The 18,943-nt window shown below is 61.3% G+C and carries 15 protein-coding genes; 6 read left to right on the forward strand and 9 right to left on the reverse strand.

What is annotated here, in order from left to right:
• Positions 1-83 precede the first annotated feature (83 nt).
• On the reverse strand, positions 84-794 hold the full coding sequence (locus KL786_RS12365) for a tellurite resistance TerB family protein (RefSeq protein WP_032858220.1): 711 nt from the start codon (positions 792-794) through the stop codon (positions 84-86).
• 331 nt (positions 795-1,125) lie between these two features.
• Between KL786_RS12365 and KL786_RS12370 the strand changes: the two genes are divergently transcribed.
• The gene (locus tag KL786_RS12370) at positions 1,126-2,751 is read left to right on the forward strand and encodes a glucan biosynthesis protein D (protein ID WP_215517771.1); all 1,626 of its coding nucleotides are present in this window, start codon (positions 1,126-1,128) and stop codon (positions 2,749-2,751) included.
• A gap of 48 nt (positions 2,752-2,799) precedes the next feature.
• On the opposite strand, the gene KL786_RS12375 is transcribed toward KL786_RS12370, so the two are convergent.
• The gene (locus KL786_RS12375; RefSeq protein ID WP_215517772.1) at positions 2,800-2,985 is read right to left on the reverse strand and encodes a hypothetical protein; all 186 of its coding nucleotides are present in this window, start codon (positions 2,983-2,985) and stop codon (positions 2,800-2,802) included.
• 252 nt (positions 2,986-3,237) lie between these two features.
• Here KL786_RS12375 and KL786_RS12380 point away from each other — a divergent pair, with 252 nt between their 5' ends.
• Positions 3,238-3,834, forward strand: a complete 597-nt coding sequence (locus KL786_RS12380) for a TetR/AcrR family transcriptional regulator (RefSeq protein ID WP_215517773.1) — start codon at positions 3,238-3,240, stop codon at positions 3,832-3,834.
• A gap of 2 nt (positions 3,835-3,836) precedes the next feature.
• On the forward strand, positions 3,837-5,009 hold the full coding sequence (locus tag KL786_RS12385) for a DUF418 domain-containing protein (RefSeq protein ID WP_215517774.1): 1,173 nt from the start codon (positions 3,837-3,839) through the stop codon (positions 5,007-5,009).
• Between the two features lie 80 nt (positions 5,010-5,089).
• Here the strand turns inward: KL786_RS12385 and KL786_RS12390 are convergent, their stop codons facing one another.
• The 3 genes from KL786_RS12390 to KL786_RS12400 form a co-directional block, all read right to left on the reverse strand.
• Positions 5,090-6,196, reverse strand: coding sequence for an NADH:flavin oxidoreductase/NADH oxidase (locus KL786_RS12390; protein WP_215517775.1), 1,107 nt, complete (start codon positions 6,194-6,196; stop codon positions 5,090-5,092).
• 169 nt (positions 6,197-6,365) lie between these two features.
• Complete coding sequence (gene recJ, locus KL786_RS12395) at positions 6,366-8,075, reverse strand: single-stranded-DNA-specific exonuclease RecJ (RefSeq protein ID WP_065943330.1); 1,710 nt, start codon at positions 8,073-8,075, stop codon at positions 6,366-6,368.
• 161 nt (positions 8,076-8,236) lie between these two features.
• Positions 8,237-8,779 carry a YaeQ family protein gene (locus tag KL786_RS12400; protein WP_057438005.1) on the reverse strand — a complete coding sequence of 181 codons (543 nt, stop codon included), beginning with the start codon at positions 8,777-8,779 and terminating at the stop codon, positions 8,237-8,239.
• Between the two features lie 148 nt (positions 8,780-8,927).
• Here KL786_RS12400 and KL786_RS12405 point away from each other — a divergent pair, with 148 nt between their 5' ends.
• Complete coding sequence (locus KL786_RS12405; RefSeq protein ID WP_032858232.1) at positions 8,928-10,127, forward strand: CaiB/BaiF CoA transferase family protein; 1,200 nt, start codon at positions 8,928-8,930, stop codon at positions 10,125-10,127.
• Positions 10,128-10,152: 25 nt separating this feature from the next.
• Positions 10,153-11,037 carry a TIGR02285 family protein gene (locus KL786_RS12410; protein ID WP_215517776.1) on the forward strand — a complete coding sequence of 295 codons (885 nt, stop codon included), beginning with the start codon at positions 10,153-10,155 and terminating at the stop codon, positions 11,035-11,037.
• A gap of 170 nt (positions 11,038-11,207) precedes the next feature.
• Here the strand turns inward: KL786_RS12410 and KL786_RS12415 are convergent, their stop codons facing one another.
• Positions 11,208-11,492 (reverse strand): DUF3509 domain-containing protein, encoded by a 285-nt coding sequence (locus KL786_RS12415; protein WP_032858347.1) that lies wholly within the window; start codon positions 11,490-11,492, stop codon positions 11,208-11,210.
• A gap of 271 nt (positions 11,493-11,763) precedes the next feature.
• On the opposite strand from KL786_RS12415, the gene KL786_RS12420 reads away from it, so the two are divergent.
• Complete coding sequence (locus tag KL786_RS12420) at positions 11,764-12,426, forward strand: response regulator (RefSeq protein ID WP_215517777.1); 663 nt, start codon at positions 11,764-11,766, stop codon at positions 12,424-12,426.
• Positions 12,427-12,428: 2 nt separating this feature from the next.
• Here the strand turns inward: KL786_RS12420 and KL786_RS12425 are convergent, their stop codons facing one another.
• The 3 genes from KL786_RS12425 to thrC all read right to left on the reverse strand — a co-directional run bounded on the left by KL786_RS12425 (position 12,429) and on the right by thrC (position 18,880).
• Positions 12,429-13,664 (reverse strand): EAL domain-containing response regulator, encoded by a 1,236-nt coding sequence (locus tag KL786_RS12425; protein WP_215517778.1) that lies wholly within the window; start codon positions 13,662-13,664, stop codon positions 12,429-12,431.
• Between the two features lie 73 nt (positions 13,665-13,737).
• Positions 13,738-17,283, reverse strand: a complete 3,546-nt coding sequence (locus tag KL786_RS12430; RefSeq protein WP_215517789.1) for a transporter substrate-binding domain-containing protein — start codon at positions 17,281-17,283, stop codon at positions 13,738-13,740.
• Positions 17,284-17,470: 187 nt separating this feature from the next.
• Positions 17,471-18,880, reverse strand: a complete 1,410-nt coding sequence (thrC, locus tag KL786_RS12435; RefSeq protein WP_029296283.1) for a threonine synthase — start codon at positions 18,878-18,880, stop codon at positions 17,471-17,473.
• Positions 18,881-18,943 lie beyond the last annotated feature (63 nt).

Genomic DNA, 18,943 nt, shown 5'->3' on the forward strand with positions numbered 1-18,943 from the left:
TGGGTTGTGGGCCACGTCTCAAGGAATACAAAAACACCCCGCAGCGCAGGCGCATACGGGGTGTCGGTAGAGCATGCTGCCGTTCACACGGTGGCTTGGCGCACCTGTTTTTCCAGCTCGGCCTTGAGGCCGGGTTCCAGCTTGAGCTGGCGGGCCAGTTCGTCGAGGTAGGACTTCTCCATGAAGTTCTCTTCATCCACCAGCATGACGCTGGCGATGTACATTTCGGCGGCCATTTCCGGCGTGCTCGCGGCGCGGGCCACATCCGTGGGGTCCAGGGGTTTGTTGAGTTCGGCATGCAGCCAGTGCTGCAGTTCCTGGTCATTGTCCAGCTTGACGAACTCACCTTCGATCAAGGCGCGCTCGCGCTCGTCCACATGACCATCGGCCTTGGCGGCAGCCACCAGGGCCTTGAGGATGGCCTGGCTATGCAGCTCGACCTGGGCCGGTGGCAGGCGGTCGAGGGTTTGCGGCTCGCCTTTGGGCGCGCCGGCCTGCTGGGCCTGCCAGTTGCCGTAGGCCTTGTAGGCAATCACGCCTAATGCTGCAAGACCACCATAGGTGAGGGCTTTACCGCCAAACTTGCGGGCTTTTTTATTGCCCAGCAACAGGCCCATGGCCCCGGCAGCCAATGCCCCGCCACCCGCGCCGCCCAACAGGCTGCCAAGGCCGCCACCACCGAGCAGGCCGCCGAGTGCACCTTTGTCATCGCCTTTACGTTGACCGCCAGCCTTGTTTTGCAGCATGTCCTGGCCGGACTTGAGCAACTGATCAAGCAATCCACGGGTATTCATTCATAGCCTCCAGAGACTTGGGTTCATAGGATCAATAGGCTCTCAGCGTAAAACTAAGTGCCAATATTCCTGGATATAGAGTGCTTCCAGATGTAACTCAACTGGGGTTGGGGTTGGGTACATATCCCCCTCCCCCCCTGCTGACACGTCTTGTTTCATATGCAACGCCATCATCCCGCTATCAATCAATTTTCCTTCCCCACCGAACCCCTTAAGCTATCTGGTATCTGTTTAAAGTCCGCTGTGTTTGGCCGAAGGCATGTCCGAACCGTTATTTCTGATCCAGCACGCGCCAGGAACGGCACGGGATTGCTCACCACAGGTTGTATTTATGCACCGCAGGAATTTGCTCAAAGCGTCCATGGCCATCGCGGCCTACACCGGGCTGTCGGCCAGTGGCCTGTTGGCCGCCCAGGCCTGGGCCGGTAATCGTGCAGCCGATGGCGACGCCAAGGCGTTCGACTTCGATTGGCTGAAGAGCCAGGCCAAGCAACTGGCCGGCAAACAGTACCAGGACACCAAGCAGGTACTGCCGCCCACCCTGGCGACCATGACCCCACAAAATTTCAATGCCATCGGCTACGACGGTAATCATTCGTTGTGGAAAGATCTCAAGGGCCAATTGGACGTGCAGTTTTTCCACGTCGGCATGGGCTTCAAGACCCCGGTGCGCATGCACAGTGTCGACCCCAAGACCCGCCAGGCGCGGGAGGTGCATTTCCGTCCGTCGCTGTTCAACTATGAAAAAACCACAGTCGATACCCAGCAGCTCAAGGGCGACCTGGGTTTTTCCGGTTTCAAGCTGTTCAAGGCCCCGGAGCTGGATCGTCACGATGTGGTGTCTTTCCTTGGCGCCAGTTATTTCCGCGCGGTGGATAACACCGGCCAGTACGGCCTTTCGGCCCGTGGCCTGGCCATCGACACCTACGCCAGCAAACGCGAAGAGTTCCCCGATTTCACCCAGTTCTGGTTCGAGACGCCGGACAAGGACAGCACCCGTTTCGTGGTCTACGCCCTGCTCGACTCGCCCAGCGCCACCGGCGCTTACCGCTTCGACATCGACTGCCAGGCCACGCAGGTGGTGATGGCCATCGACGCCCATATCAATGCGCGTACCGCCATCCAGCAGATGGGCATCGCGCCGATGACCAGCATGTTCAGTTGCGGCACCCATGAACGGCGCATGTGCGACACCATCCACCCACAGATCCACGACTCCGACCGCCTGGCAATGTGGCGTGGCAACGGTGAGTGGGTCTGCCGCCCGCTGAACAACCCGGCAAAGCTGCAATTCAATGCCTTCGCCGATAAAGACCCGAAAGGTTTCGGCCTGGTGCAGACCGACCATGAGTTCGCCAGTTACCAGGACACCGTCGACTGGTACAGCAAGCGCCCCAGCCTGTGGGTAGAACCGACCACCGCGTGGGGCGAAGGCTCTGTCGACCTGTTGGAAATCCCTACCACCGGCGAGACCATGGACAACATCGTCGCCTTCTGGACCCCAAAGAAACCGGTGGCCGCCGGCGACTCCCTGACCTTTGGCTACAAGCTCTACTGGAGCGCCCTGCCCCCGGTCAGCACACCGCTGGCACAGGTCAATGCCACCCGTTCCGGCATGGGCGGCTTCACCGAAGGCTGGGCGCCGGGCGAGCATTACCCGCCGGTCTGGGCCCGCCGCTTTGCCGTGGACTTCAAGGGTGGCGGCCTCGATCGCCTGCCCGCAGGCACCGGGATCGAGCCGGTAGTCACCTGTTCCCATGGTGAAGTGAAAGACTTCAGCGTGCTGGTACTCGACGACATCAAGGGCTATCGCATTCTCTTTGACTGGTACCCGACCAGCGACAGCGTGGAGCCGGTGGAAATGCGCCTGTTCATTCGTACCAATGACCGGACCTTGAGTGAAACCTGGTTGTACCAGTACTTCCCGCCTGCACCGGACAAGCGCAAGTACAGCTGATGCCAAACGTTCCCACGCACATTGCGGCGTGGGAACGCCCTTGGCGGTTCAAAAGCGCGACACACTCTTCATCGCGCCAATCAGATAGCGCATTGCAACTTGATCGTTTTCGGTCAAGGCACGGTACTGCTCAAGCAGTTGCGCCTCATCCGAGCTCAGCCGGCGGCCATGCAATGACAATTTGCGGCTGAAAAAAAGCGCCAGAACCCCTGCGACACCAATGGACTTGGCCATGGAATGTTTCTCCGTTTAATAAACAACAACTCCCGCCCCACAACTCTGTCCGCGAAGTGCAATGCCTCAGCGAGCAAACTGACTGACTTCCTGGGCCAGAAGCCGTCTTACTTCAAGCGTAGAAACTATCCAGACGCTTGTGAGATTTTTTTAGAGCATTCACTTAAATAATTGCCTTGAAGCAAAAAGCTTGCAGAAAATTCTTACACCTCATAAATTGAGTGACCACTCAATTAATTAATGAGACCCAGCGTGCGCACCATTGATCCCCAGCAACGCGAAAGCAAACGCATGGCCCTCCTGGACGCCGCGTCCCAGTGTTTTGCCGAGGCGGGTTTTGTCGCCACGCGTACCGCTGACATCTGTGCCCTGGCCGGCATGAGCGCCGGCAATCTGTTCCACTATTTCGCCAGCAAGCACGAGGTGTTGCTGGCGCTGGTGGCCCGCGAAGGTGAAGAAATCCAACAGGCCATGGCACCGCTGGCCAAGGCGGCGGATCCAATGGCGCAGTTGCTGGCCTTCCTTGATCAGGTCTGCCAACTGGCCTGCGACCGTCACTACGCAGGCCTGGCGCTGGAGATCTCGGCCCTGGGGCATCGCGACGAAGCCGTGGCGCGCCTGGTGAAGGCCAATGACCGCGCCTTGCGTGACGGCCTGCAAGCATTGGTACTGGCGGCTGACAAGGCCGGGCAATTGCAAACCTCGTTGAGCGCGCCAGAAGCCGCCAATTGGCTGGCCGCCCTGATCGACGGCATGTTCGCTCGCGTGGCTGCCGACCCGGACTTCCACCCCGCGCAACAGACCACGGTCCTGCAAGGCTTGGTGGTTCACCTGCTACAGGGGCGTTGAACATGCCATCAGTAACCAATGCACGCTTGATACAAGTCGACGCGTTACGCGGGTTTGCCTTGCTGGGCATTCTCAGCGTCAATATCTGGGCCTTTGCCGATCCCTATTACGCCTCGTTCTCCAGCAACCCGGCCTACACCAGTTCACTCGATCACGGGGTGCGCCTGCTGGTGGCCTTGCTGTTCGAAACCAAGTTCTACCTGCTGTTCTCCTTTCTGTTTGGCTACAGCTTCACCCTGCAAATGTCTGCCGCCGAGCGCGCCGAGGCTGCATTTGTGCCACGTATGCTGCGCCGGCAACTGGCACTGTTGGCACTGGGCCTGGCCCATGGCGCCCTGCTGTACTACGGGGAGATTCTCTCCACTTATGCGCTGCTGGGCCTGGTGCTGCTGGCCGCGCGCAACCTGTCACCGGCCCGCGCCCGACGATGGGCGATCAGGCTGGTGATAGTCGCCTGTTCGACCTGGATGATCCTGGGTGTTTTGCAGGGATTGGCGGGCGAGGCCAGCAGCGCCACCAACGGTGACGCCTCGGACAAACTGGCAGCCTTTTCCGGCAGTGCCTGGCAGACCTTGCAGTTTCATAGCCTGCACCTGTGGGAAACGTTGCCGGCGTTGTGGCTGCTGCAAGGGCCGAGCGCCCTGGCGATGTTCCTGTTCGGCTATGCCGCCGGACGGCAACAGTGGCTCGCCTCGCCGCCTGCCTGGAAGCTGCAACGCTTGCTGAAAATCACTGCTCCCATGGGCCTGTTCGGCGCCTTGATCTACGCCCTGGCAGCCGCCTACGCACCCGGCGGCGGCCTGGAAACCTTTGCCTTCGGCCTCGGCCAACTGACCGCCCCGTTGCTCACCGCCACGTATTGCTTGTTGATGCTCGCACTGTTCAACACGCCTCGCGGCGCGCGACTGTGCACACTGCTGGCCCCCCTGGGCAAGATGGCCTTGAGCAATTACCTCCTGCAGTCAGCCGTGCTGGGGCTGCTATTCACCGGTTATGGCGCAGGCTGGATCAACCAAATCGAGCCATGGCTGCTGCTGCCAATCGCCGGTGTGATTTTTATCGGGCAAATGTGGCTGAGTGCGCGCTGGCTGCGCCGCCACCCCTACGGACCATTCGAATGGTTGTTGCGAGCAGTGACTTTGCTGGCCTGGCCGAGCTGGCGGCGCAGCGAATAAACCTCAGGGGAGCGGGCGATGACAGGCAAGAAAAAACCCACCGCGATCAACGGTGGGTTTGGCTGATAAACGCAAAAAAGTCAGTCGCGCAAGTCAGACTCATGGATCGGCTGGTCGCGGTGGGTGGCCCGCTGGTATTGCGCCGGCCAAATCGCCTTGCGCCCGCCCAGGTCGTCATCGGCATGCAGCGGCCAGTACGGGTCACGCAACAGTTCCCGGGCAAGGAAAATAATATCGGCCTGGCAGGTGCGCAGAATATGTTCGGCCTGGGCCGGCTCGGTAATCATGCCCACGGTGCCCGTGGCCATGCCCGACTCCTTGCGCACGCGTTCAGCGAAGCGCGTTTGATAACCAGGCCCGATAGGAATTTCTGCATTGGCCGCCGTGCCACCGGAGGACACGTCGATCAGGTCGACGCCCAAGTCTTTCAGGCGGCGCGCCAGCTCTACGGTTTCGTCCGGGTTCCAGCCATCCTCCACCCAGTCGGTGGCCGAGACACGCACAAACAGCGGCAGCTCTTGTGGCCACACCCCGCGCACAGCCTCGGTGACTTGCAGCACCAGGCGGATGCGGTTTGCAAAGGAGCCACCGTATTGATCCTGCCTCTGATTGCTCAGGGGCGAGAGAAACTGATGCAGCAGGTAGCCATGAGCCGCATGGATTTCCACCACTTTGAACCCGGCGCTCAAGGCACGCTTGGCGGCGGCCACGAAGTCAGCAATCACCTGTTGGATTTGCCCTTCATCAAGCTGTTTCGGCGCCGTGTGCTGCGGGTCGAAGGCTATCGGCGAGGGCCCAACGGGTACCCAGCCACCCTCTTCGGGCTTGACGCTGCCGTGCTTGCCGAGCCACGGCCGATGGGTGCTGGCCTTGCGCCCGGCGTGGGCCAGTTGAATGCCCGCCACCGCCCCTTGGGCGCTGATAAAGCGGGTAATGCGTTGCAGGGGTTCAATCTGGGCATCGTTCCACAGCCCCAGGTCCTGGGCGGTGATCCGGCCATCGGCGGTCACGGCGATCGCTTCGCTGAAAACCAACCCGGCGCCCCCGACAGCGCGGCTGCCCAGGTGTACCAGGTGCCAGTCATTGGCCAGGCCATCGACGGCGGAGTACTGGCACATCGGCGACACGGCAATGCGGTTGAGCAGGGTCAATTGGCGCAGGGTATAGGGTTCAAGCAACAGACTCATGGGGCACCTCTTCTCGTATCCGGTGGGCATTGGCTCCAGGGTTCTGTCTGACCGGTGCGCGTGACGAGAAGATGAAAGGCCCGTCCCCTTCGGGCTAAAAACAGACGAGGTCACCAGACCAATCACACAGTGCTTAGAGACTAGTCGACAACCGGGGATTGCACAGGGTTCAGCGTGGTTCGATGTGGGCAATCATCAATTGCACGGTTTCCTGGCCACGGAATTCATTCACATCGAGCTTGTAGGCCAGCTCTACCCAGCGAATGGTCGGGTTCGGCCAGACTTCGCGGTCGATACCAAAGGCAATGCCATCGAGTTTCACCGCGCCACACTCGCTCTTGAGCACCACCTTGAGGTGACGCTCACCCACCACCCGCTGCTCCACCAGTTGAAACACCCCGTGAAACAGCGGCTCGGGAAAATGCTGGCCCCAAGGCCCGGCATTGCGCAGGGCGCGAGCCAGCTCCAGGTGAAACTCCTCCACCGCCAGGGTGCCATCGGACAACAAGCGCCCGGTAAGGTCTTCTTCACGCAGTTGCCGGCGTACTTCGGCGTCGAAGGCTTCGGCGAACAGCGGGAAGTTCGCCTCAGGCAAGGTCAGGCCCGCCGCCATGGCGTGGCCGCCGTATTTGGCGATCAGGTTCGGGTGCTGGCTGGCCACCACCGCCAGCGCGTCGCGGATATGGAACCCCGGCACCGAACGCCCGGAGCCCTTGAGCAGACCGTCACCAGCATCGGCAAAGGCGATGGTCGGACGGAAATAGCGCTCTTTCATACGCGAGGCCAGAATCCCGATCACGCCCTGGTGCCACTCCGGGTCGAACAGGCACAGGCCGAATGGCATCGACTCCACCGGCAAGTCCTTGAGCTGGGCCAGGGCTTCGCGCTGCATGCCCTGCTCGATGGCCTTGCGGTCCTGGTTCATGCCGTCCAGTTGCGCGGCCATTTCCCGGGCCTGGGCAAAGTCGCTGGTGAGCAGGCATTCGATGCCCAGGCTCATGTCATCCAGGCGCCCGGCCGCATTGAGTCGTGGGCCAAGAATAAAACCCAGGTCGGTGGAGGTGATACGTGCGTGGTCACGCTTGGCCACTTCGAGGATCGCCTTGATGCCTGGCCGTGCACGCCCGGCGCGGATACGCTCCAGGCCCTGATAGACCAGAATGCGGTTGTTGGCATCCAGCGGTACCACGTCGGCCACGCTGCCCAGGGCCACCAGGTCGAGCAACTCGCCAATATTGGGCTGCGGCTGTTTGTCGTACCAACCCAGGCTGCGCAAGCGCGCGCGCAAGGCCATCAGCACGTAGAAAATCACCCCCACGCCGGCCAGGGCCTTGCTGGGGAACGTGCATCCAGGCTGGTTCGGGTTGACGATGGCATCGGCCGCCGGCAGCTCATCGCCGGGCAAGTGGTGGTCGGTGACCAGCACCTTGAGCCCCGCCGCCTTCGCCGCCGCCACGCCTTCGACACTGGAGATGCCGTTGTCCACAGTGATCAGCAACTGCGGCTCACGCTGCAAGGCCACGGCAACGATTTCCGGGGTCAGGCCGTAGCCGTATTCGAAGCGGTTGGGCACCAGGTAATCGACATGGGCAGCGCCGAGCAAGCGCAGGCCAAGGGTGCCCACGGTGCTGGCGGTGGCGCCGTCGGCGTCGAAGTCGCCGACGATCAGGATGCGCTGGCGCTGTTCCAGGGCCGTCACCAGCAAGTCCACGGCAGCCTCGATCCCCTTGAGCTGCTGATACGGAATCAGTCGCGCCAGGCTTTTATCCAGCTCATCCTGCGAGGTCACGCCACGGGCGGCGTAAAGACGGGTCAGCAACGGTGGCAATTCACCGAGGAACGGCAGGACGGCGGGCAGTGGGCGGGGATCGATACGCATGGGGTGATGGGGGCTTCTCTAGCTATAGATAAAAATGCTCACCCTGTAGGAGCGAGCTTGCTCGCGAAAAACGCATGGGCACCGCAATAATTCTGAATGCCCGCGTTATCGTGGACGCCCCTCGCGAGCAAGCTCGCGCCTACAGAGGGCGGTGTTGAGTACTAGCCGCGTTCGCCGACCAACCACTGCAGCTGCACTTCGTGCTGGCCGCGGTCATCGGTGACGAAGATCGTGCCTTCGCTGATCATCACGTCCCACTTGATCACCCGCGGCATGTCCTTGGCCAGGGTTTCCAGGATTTCCTGAGGCACCGCAGCGATGTGTACGTTCTTCAGGTTATTGGCCACCGGCACCACCTTGCCTTCCCACACTCGCAGGCTGCCATAAGCCAGCAGGCTGGTACGCTCGGTGCGACGCGAACACCAGGTCAGGCGGTCAGCATCGGGCTGGCCGACTTCGATCCAGTGCAAAACCCGATCATCCAGACTTTTTTCCCACAGGGCTGGTTCGTCTACATCTGACAGTCCGCGACCAAACGACAACTGCTCGTTGTACCAAAGGGCGTAGGCCAGCAAACGCACGGTCATGCGTTCTTCGGTTTCCGAGGGGTGACGGGCGATGGTTTGCTTGACGCTCTCGTACACCGAACGATCGAGGTCGGTCAGGTTGAGTTCAAACTTGTAGGTCGTGGACGGCTGGGCCATGAACGGGCTTCTAGAGACAGGAAAAGGCGGCCAGTCTAACCGATGGCGAGGTCATTCAACGAATCCTGCGCTGTATCATCCTTATCCCTGCACCGCTCGCCTATGTTAAAAGGCAATACACACCTGCCCTGCGCTTGTAAGGATCCTCATGTCGTTTACCGCCAAACCGCTTGCCGGCCTGAAAGTCATCGAACTGGGCACTTTGATCGCCGGCCCGTTCGCTTCGCGCATTTGCGCCGAGTTCGGCGCTGAAGTGATCAAGGTCGAATCGCCCGACGGCGGCGACCCGCTACGCAAATGGCGCAAGTTGTATGAAGGCACGTCACTGTGGTGGTTTGTGCAGGCGCGCAATAAAAAGTCCCTGACCCTGAACCTCAAGCACCCGGACGGCCTGGCGATTCTCAAGCAACTGCTGGCAGATGCCGACATCCTGATCGAGAACTTCCGCCCCGGCGTGCTGGAAAAGCTCGGCCTGGACTGGAACACCCTGCACGCCCTGAATCCCAAGCTGGTGATGGTACGGCTCTCGGGTTTTGGCCAGACCGGGCCGATGAAGGATCAACCGGGGTTCGGCGCGGTCGGTGAATCCATGGGCGGCCTGCGCTACATCACCGGTTTCGAGGACCGCCCGCCGGTGCGCACCGGGATTTCCATCGGCGACTCCATCGCCGCGCTGTGGGCGGTGATCGGCGCACTCATGGCCTTGCGCCATCGCGAGGTCAACGGCGGCCTCGGCCAAGTGGTGGATGTGGCGCTGTATGAAGCCATCTTCGCGATGATGGAAAGCATGATCCCCGAGTTCGATGTGTTCGGGTTTATCCGCGAGCGCACCGGCAACATCATGCCGGGGATCACCCCGTCATCGATCCATACCACCGCCGATGGCAAGCATGTGCAAATTGGCGCCAATGGCGATGCGATCTTCAAGCGTTTCATGCAGGCCATCGGCCGTGAGGACCTGGCCAATGACCCGCAACTGGCCAGCAACGATGGTCGCGACAGCCGGCGTGACGAGTTGTATGGCGTGATCGACCGCTGGGTCAACGGCTTGCCACTGGCGCAGGTGGTGGAACAGTTGAACCTGGCCGAAGTACCTGCCAGCCGGATCTACAGCGCCGAAGACATGCTCGGCGACCCGCAATACCTTGCCCGGGAAATGTTCCTCAAGGCCCAGTTGCCCGACGGCAAGGATTTCAAGATGCCCGGCATCGTGCCCAAGCTTTCGGATACACCCGGCAGTTGCGAGTGGGTCGGGCCGGAACTGGGCGAGCACAACGGCGTGATCCTTCAATCATTGGGCTACGACAGTACCGCCGTGGCCCGTTTGCGCAAGGATGGCGCGATCTGATGCAGTTCGGAGCACGCTCAAGATAATGGCCGGCCGCTTCATCAGGGCGCTGCGGCGCTTGTGGCTCATCGCCCCGCTGCTCGGGGCCTGGCCGCTATCGAGCCTGGCACAGGAGACGTTGACCTGGGTGGTGCGCGACCTGCCGCCGATGACCATTTTCGAGGGCCCGAAACAAGGCCAGGGCAGCGTGGACAAACTGCTGCCGTTGTTGATCGAACGTCTGCCGCAGTACCACCACCAGATCCAGCACGTCAACCGCGCCCGTGGCATGCAAATGCTCCACGCGCCCTCCCTCACCTGTGATCCGTCGTTGCTGTGGACACCGGCGCGGGCCAAGACCATCGTCTTTTCCACCCCGGCCTTCGCCGTGTTGAGCAATGGCATTGCCATTCGCCGTAGCCAACTGGATGCCATGGCGCCGTATGTGGCTGGCGGCACGTTCGATCTGGCGAAATTTCTTGATGGGCAGCAGACCCGTCTTGGGGTGATCGCCGAACGCAGCTACGGCTCCGGCATTGACGAGCAGTTGAGCCGCGCCGCACCGCTCAAGGTGACGCCCCACTACGGCAACGAGGCCCTCGGCAGTCTGTTGCAGATGCAGCGCCTGGGTCGGTTGGAGGCCGTGCTGGGGTACTGGACGGAAATCCGTTATCAGGCTGCACAACAGGGCCTTGATCCCCAGGACCTGCTGTTTTATCCCATCAGCGGCACGCCGCGCTATCAGCGCATCCATATCGCTTGCTCTAACTCCCCGCTGGGGCGTCAGGCCATGAGCCATATCAACCGTGAATTACAGAATATTCCACAGGAACCGTTGCTCCAGTCCTACGCCAACGGGCTGGACCCGCTAATGCGCGAGCAATACCTCAGGGACAACCCGAGGTTTTTCAACGAAACGTCGCAGCCTTGATAAATCCCAGGCAAAAAGAAACCCCGAGCAGTGGGGAGACAACTCGGGGTTAAACGTGGCCTACAAAGACCAGTACAACAAGCTACAAGCACCGGAGCACAATGCTTGATCTTGTTGTTACATCGTCTGACTCACCCTCCTGTAGGAAGGTTCCAAAGATAAAAACTTCTTCATGCCTGGGCGGTGATGCGCGTCTGGGCAGCGTTGCGCAAGGCCGCAATCACCGAGGGTTCCAGGCGCCCTTCAGCGATTTTCAGGTCGCGGTGCAGGCAGTCCACCACGTCCACCAGGGCGCGTTTGTCGCTCAATTGTGCGCGATCCACTTCGCGCTCGACCACGATAGCCCCCGTAGGGTTCTTCACTGTCACCAGACACTCGCCGTGAACACCCGAGGCAGTCAGCGTGACCTGATAAGGGCTCAGCGCTTCACCGAGCAATAGGCTGATACTTTCCATCTCGATCACCACTCAATCATGGGAGAAATAAATAACCACTACTGTAGGAGCGAGCTCGCTCGCGAAAGATTCAACAATAATGCGGGCGTCTTGAATGAACGCGGTGTGTTTGAGTTTTTCGCGAGCAAGCTCGCTCCTACAGGTAAATGACCGTCGTGCGAAGCACAAAATTCGCCTTCGAGCTGAGCCTATCGAGCATGCATGGCAAAGATGACAGAGAGAAAACAGCCGCCGACAGGCTAGAATCCCCTGATTATTGCCGGAGTCCACCGTGAGAGACGCGTCTGAACAGCCCTTGCGCATTATCATCGCCGACGATCATCCGATTTTCCTGATTGGTTTACGTGCAGTGCTCGAACGCGACGCGCAGGTGCGCATCGTCGGCGAGGCCAACTCGCCCCAGGCCCTTGCCGCCCTGCTGCAACACTGCCCCTGCGATGTACTGGTCACCGATTTCATGATGCCCGCCGAACCCCAGGCCGATGGCCTGCGCCTGATCGAACACCTGCGCCGGCATTACCCGGACCTGCCTATCGTGGTCGTGACCATGCTCAACAACGCCGGCCTGTTTCACTCGATCCTGGAGCTGGGGGTCATGGGCCTGTTGAGCAAGGCCAGCCTGGCCGATGAGCTGCCCGATGCCATCGCTCAGGTGCGCCAACAGCGGCCTTATGTCGCGCGCACGATCAATCAGGCGCTAGCCCTGGCCGGCCAGGTGGGAGCTGATCGCCTGCACTCACAGCAGCAGTTGTCGCCTCGGGAACTGGAAGTGATCCGCCTGTTGGCGGGTGGCAAGACGGTGGGCGAGATTGCCGCCCATCTCAATCGCAGCAAACAGACCGTCAGCACGCAGAAAGTCAGTGCCATGCGCAAGCTGGGGCTGATCAGCGATGCCGCATTGTTCATCTACGTGCAGGAACACGGGCTGGCCTGAGATCAAAACATCACGGTAGGCGCCGCCGATTGCGCAACCCACGGTTGCAGCGCCTGTGCGCTCATTGGCCGGGCGATCAGGCAACCTTGCAGCCAGGCCGGCCCCAGTGCACATACCGCGTCACGGTCGGCAAGGGTTTCAATGCCGGTCACTACCACCCCCACCCCCAAGTGCCCGGCCATGCTCATGGCCCCGGCGACCACCGCACACTTGCGCTCGTCGCCGGCCATCCCGCTGGCAAATGCCGGGGGGATTTTCAACTCGGTGAATGGCAACTCCAGCAAGCGTTGCAGGCTGGTGCCACCGATGCCGAAATCGCCAATGGACAGCTTGCAGCCGATCATCCGCAGGCGCAGCAAACCGGTGACGTGGGTGCTGTCAGTCTTCAGGCGCGAGGTTTCCACCAGTTCCAGGGTCAGGTTATGGGCGGGTACCGCGAAGCGTTGCAGCAGGCCTTGCAGGGTCAGTGCGAAGTGATCCAGTTCCAGCAGCCGCCCGGGAATATTGACCGCCACGGGCAAGTCCTTGCCTGTGTCCTGGGACATTTGAGCGCACAGGCGCAGTGTCTCTTCCAGCACATGCCAGGTGAAGGCCTCTTCCAGGCCAGCCAACTCCAGCACCGGCAGGAATTCGTGGGGCAACAACTGGCCTCGCTCGGGGTCTTGCCACCGCGCCAGCGCCTCAACACCTTGCAAATCGCCGGTCTGGCTGACGATGGGCTGGAACCACACACTGGCGTAGCGCTTGATTGCAGCCTCGCCGACCTTGGGCGCCAGCGGTGGTGCCTCGAACTCATTCATCCCAAGCATCTGCCGCACGCGCTCCCAGCCCAATGCCTGTGGGCTGGGCCGCAGGCGTTGCTGGCACGCAGCGAGCATTTGCCCAATCAACGTCGCCGAAGCCGGCTTGGGTGCGCAGCCCAGCACATTGAGCCCGGCCTGACGGGCCATGTTCGCCACCCCTTCCAATACATCAGGCTCGGCGTTGCTCAACAGGATCAACACCTGAGCCTGTCCGCGCTCGCCCAATTCGCGGATCAGTTCCAGGGAATCACCTTGCTCCAGGTACAGATCGCAGATGGCAATATCCACCGGTCCCTTGCTCGCCAAAGACTGACGGGCAGCGTCGACGCTTTCGGCCGTCAACACGTTGAACACGTCATTGGCGTTAAGCATCTGGTGCAAGGCCATCAGCTGGAACGGATGATCTTCGAGGATCAGGACTTTAAGTGAGCGCATGGGAAACTTCTGTGAGCACGAGCGAGATTGCCCACACTACGCAATAGTTGGAGAGTTCCCCATAGGACGCGTCCTATTCTTGCACCTTCAGATAAGGCCGGATCTGCTGTTGCAATACCTGGATTGCCGTCGACAAGGCTTGCCAGCGCTGCGCCAGTTCATCATCCCGATGCTCTCGCGCACTGGCCTCAAGGGCGATGCAGGCCTTGGCCAATGGCAACGCATCCACCAGGCAGCAAATGCCCTTGAGGCGGTGCAGGCTGGCCCGCAACTGCGTCAGGTCGTGCTCGGCCATGGCGCTGCCCAGCAGGTGGTGCTCATGCTCAAGGTTGTTCGACAGCTCTTGCAACATGCTTTGCAGGATCGGCCCGTCGGCCTGGGTCATCTTGCGCAGGGCCTGCAGATCAAAGGCCCGCACAACGGTGACCCGGGCCAGCACCTGGGTCCATTGTTCCAGCGTCACGGGCTTGACCAGCAGCACATCCAGCCCCGCCAATTGGCTGCGCCGGTCTTCGCCTTCCTGGGCGTCGGCGGTGCAGCCAACCAACGCGCAACGTGGGCGCTGCTCCTGGGTTTCTATCTGGCGAATGGCTTCGGCCAGGGCATAACCGGACATGCCCGGCATATGACAATCGGTCACCAGCACGTCAAACGCCTCGCTGCGCCAGCGCTGCAAGGCGGCCTCGGCGTTATCGAGGGCCACCACCTGATGCCCGAGGAATTGCAACTGCTGGGCCAGCACCAGGCGGTTGGCCGGCAGGTCGTCGACAATCAGCACCGACAATGCCCGGCCCGCCGGCAGCATCGGCACGGCCGCCGCCGGTGCGGGCAGATCATCACTGCCGACCCGGTCCAGGCGCAGGTCGATACAGACGGTGGTGCCTTCGCCCAGGGCGCTGTGCAGGGTGATGTGCCCGCCCATCAGGTCCACCAGTTGCTGGCAGATGCTCAAGCCCAACCCGGTGCCGCCATGTTCGGCGGCTGTCAGTGGGCTGCCCTGGATGAACGGCTTGAACACCCGCGCCTGCTGTTCGACGCTGATGCCGGGGCCGGTATCTTCGACGCATAGGTGCAAGTATTCATGCCCCTCCCCATCCACCTGGCAGGCGACACGCAAACTCACCTCTCCGTGCTGTGTGAACTTGAGCGCATTGCCCAAAAGGTTATGCATGACCTGGCGCAGGCGCAGTGGGTCGAACCAGTAAAAGCCTTGCGCCTGGGGGTCGAAAGCCAGGGTCAGGTGCAAGCCCTTTTTCTGCGCGGTGGCTTCAAACAGCCGCTGGATACCCTCGAAGAAACCTTGCAGGTCGGTAGTCTGTGGCGCCAGTTGCAGGTGGCCAGCTTCGATCTTCGCCAGGTCCAGGCTGTCGCCCATCAAGGCGATCAGCTCACGTGCCGAGCGATGGGCAACCTGCAGCGCCTCGGAGACGGGTGCGCCCGAGGCCAGCGCACGCTCCTGTTCCAGCTCCAGCAGGCCGATGATCGCCGTCATCGGTGTACGAATCTCATGGCTGAGGTTCGACACAAAGGCACTCTTGGCGAAATTCGCGTCATCGGCGGCGCGGCGCGCATCCATCAGTTGGGTCTCCAGGACCTTGCGCTCGTTGATATCGACCCAACCACCGAGCAGCCCCTGCAGCCGCCCCTGGGCATCATAGAACGGCACGGTCCATTGATAGACATGGGCGACGCCGCCATTGAAGTCCAGTTGACGGTCGATAAACAGCGACTGCTGCGTGACCAACTGCTCCATGTGCCCCACATGCAGGCGCAAGGCCGTGGCGGCGGGCAGTATTCCACTCTCCGGCAGAGTCAGGCCCTGGATCTGCTCAAGCCGGGTGGCCAACTGCTGCTCATAACTTTTGTTGCACGTGACCAGACGGCCTTCGAGGTCACGCACAAACACCGGGTTAGGCATGCCATCGAGCAGCGCACGCTTGAACGCCAACTGGTCATTGAGCCGCTGCTCGGCCTCGACGCGCTGGCGAATCTGGCGCTTGAGCCGGCTGTTCCAGACCAGCGACACCAGGACAAACAAGATGGCCATGGCGACCGTCCAATAGGCCCACGGCGGCACCCGCTGCCAGGCCGGTACCGGGACGGCCACTGCGCCCATCCAGCGCAAGCGCAGGGCACTCAACTCCGCCACCGGCATTGCTTCAAGGGCCTTGTTCAAAATACTCAGCAGCTCGGGATGGTCCTTGCGTACCGACAGGCTGTCGCTGGACCACTTGCCATCGACGCTGCGACCGGCGCGCAACTCATCGGCCGGGTAACTCTGCACCTCCACTTCACTCTGGATAGTCGCTGCCGCATCACCCCGGGCCACCAGGGCACGAGCCTCGGTGTAGTTGGGCACCAACCGCAGCCGGATCCCGGGGTATTCGCGACGGATATACGCTTGCAGCACATGCCGCGCCGGCAGCGCCAATACCTGGCCCGTCAGTTGGCTAAGGCTGGTCAGCGGCGGCGCATCCAGACGTTCGACAAACACCCAGCCGGCACCGCCAAACCCGTGGCTGAAATCGAGAAAGCGCCGACGCTCGGTGTTTTCCACCAGGGTGGTACTCATGTCTGCGCCGCCCGTTTCCAGGAGTGCCAGGTTTTGCGCGGTGGAAAACACTTCCTCCATGACGAACTGCAAACCGGTCATGCGCGAGAGACGGTTGAGCAAATCGACGTTCAATCCGACCCAGCGGCCATCCTTGTCCTTAAACACATAGGGCGAGTATTGCTGGGACGCCACCACGACATGGGGATGGTGCAGTACCCAGGCCTGCTCGGCTGCCGACAAGGGGATGCGTTCGCCGGCAACGTCAACCCCAAGGCCGGTGGTCCAGCGGGCCAGGATCTCGCGGCGCACCGAGTCATCGATGCTCTGCAACGCGCGGTCCATCATCTGGCCCAGCAAGGGATCGGCCTGGCGCGTGGCAAAGGCAAAGCCAATCGGCGCCAGGCGGCTTTGGTCCTTGATCTGCATGCTCAGGTAAGGGCGCAGGGACTTGTAGGCACGCACGATCACTTCATTGCCGATAAAGGCATCCACATCGCCCTGCTCCAGGGCTTCCAGGCCGCTGTAGAGGTTGGGCGCCAGCATGATGTGGCTTTGCGGGTAGGCCGCATGCACGTTCTTGACGTTGGCGTAGCCGTCGAGCAACACCACCTTCTTGTCCTGGAGCGCGTCGTTCTGCGCGGCGTCGTCACCGCGCATCACCACCACCGAACGGTCGGGCATATAGTCTGCGGTAAAGGCCAGGCCGGGCACGTCACGTTCATAGCCATTGGCGCTGGTGAGGATGTCGATGCTACCGGCGCGCAAGGCCTCCACGGCCTGGGCCCGCTCGGCAAAGCCCATCACCTGCATCGGTACGCCGAGCCGGGCACCCACCAGGCTCAAGTAATCGGCACTGATGCCCTGGTAGCGATTGCGATCGCGGGTGATATCAATCGGTTGGTAATCATCGATGGAAATTCCCACTTTCAACGTGCGGTGACGCGCCAGCCATTGCTGCTCGGCTGGTGCCAGGGCCATGGGCGACAGGGCGATAAACGCCGGCACCAGATTGAATGGCAGGCTGACAGCGGCCAGGCTGGCCGGCAGGTGGCCGAGTAGCAGCATGCTCAATAGGCACTGGTGCCATCGAATCGTGAACCGCACTGCGGGGGTTTCCTTGTGGGTTATTTGACGCGAAGCTACTCCCACATTGGAGATGCGGTGAGCGATGTACCCCAAATAAAAACGACGTTTCCCATTACTGGGTAAACGCCGTTTTTTTTCAAGCGAACAGCATTGGATCAGCCCGCTCTCAGAGCGGTTTACCACGATTGCCATGCTGGCTGACAAACGCCTGGATGGCTTTCAGGTCGTTAGGCAGCACGGTGCAACGCTCTTCACGTTCGAACAGGTCCGCCAGGTGCGGCGGCAGTTCCAGGGCCTTGCCGACACCGGCCTTCTGCACCGCCTCGGGGAATTTCACCGGGTGGGCGGTGCCGAGGATGACCATCGGGATATCCAGGCTGCGGCGGCATTCACGCGCGGCCTTGACGCCAATGGCGGTGTGCGGGTCCAGCAGCTCGCCGGTCTGGGCGTAGACTTCGGCGATGGTCTCGCAGGTCTGGGCATCGTCCACGGCCAGGGAGTCGAACAACTTGCGGGTTTCGGTCCAGCGCTCCTGGTCGACGCTGAAACCGCCACCTTGCTTGAAGCTGTCCATCAGGCCGGCCAGGGCTGCGCCGTTGCGACCATGCATGTCGAACAGCAAACGCTCGAAGTTCGACGAGACCATGATGTCCATCGACGGCGACAGGGTCGCGTGCAGGGTTTCCTTGACGTACTGGTTGCCGCTCATGAAGCGGTGCAGGATGTCGTTGCGGTTGGTGGCGACGATCAACTGGTTGATCGGCAGGCCCATGTTGCGCGCCAGGTAACCGGCGAAGATATCGCCGAAGTTGCCGGTTGGCACCGAGAACGACACCGAACGTGCCGGCCCGCCCAACTGCAGCGAGGCGTGGAAGTAGTAGACGATCTGGGCCATGATCCGCGCCCAGTTGATCGAGTTCACCGCTACCAGGCGCGTGCCCTTGAGGAAGCTCTGGTCGGCAAAGCTGGCCTTGACCATTTCCTGGCAGTCGTCGAAGTTGCCTTCGACGGCGATGTTGTGGATGTTCTCGCCAAAGATAGTGGTCATCTGCCGGCGCTGCACGTCCGACACACGGTTGTGCGGGTGCAGGATGAAGATATCGACGTTTTCGCAGTGCTTGCAGCCTTCGATGGCCGCCGAGCCGGTATCACCGGAGGTAGCACCGATAATCACCACGCGCTCGCCGCGTTTCTCCAGCACGTAGTCCAGCAGGCGACCGAGCAGTTGCAAGGCGAAATCCTTGAACGCCAGGGTCGGGCCGTGGAACAGCTCCAACACCCATTCGTTGCCATTCAACTGGCGCAACGGGGCGATGGCGTTGTGGGAGAACACGCCGTAGGTTTCTTCGAGAATCTTCTTGAAGTCGGCATCGGGGATGCTGCCGGTGACGAACGGGCGCATGACCCGGAACGCCAGCTCGTGGTACGGCAGGCCGGCCCAGGAGGCGATTTCTTCCTGGGTGAAGCGTGGCAGGTTTTCCGGCACGTACAGGCCGCCGTCAGTGGCGAGACCTGCGAGCAGGACGTCTTCGAAATTCAGGGCCGGTGCCTGGCCGCGGGTGCTGATGTAGCGCATAAAAGCAAACCTTCGGTTTGGGCTTCAAGCTTCAAGCCTCAAGCTGCAAGTTAGAGCGATTCG

It is taken from the genome of Pseudomonas sp. TAE6080, assembly GCF_018732265.1.
GTDB lineage: Bacteria > Pseudomonadota > Gammaproteobacteria > Pseudomonadales > Pseudomonadaceae > Aquipseudomonas > Aquipseudomonas brenneri.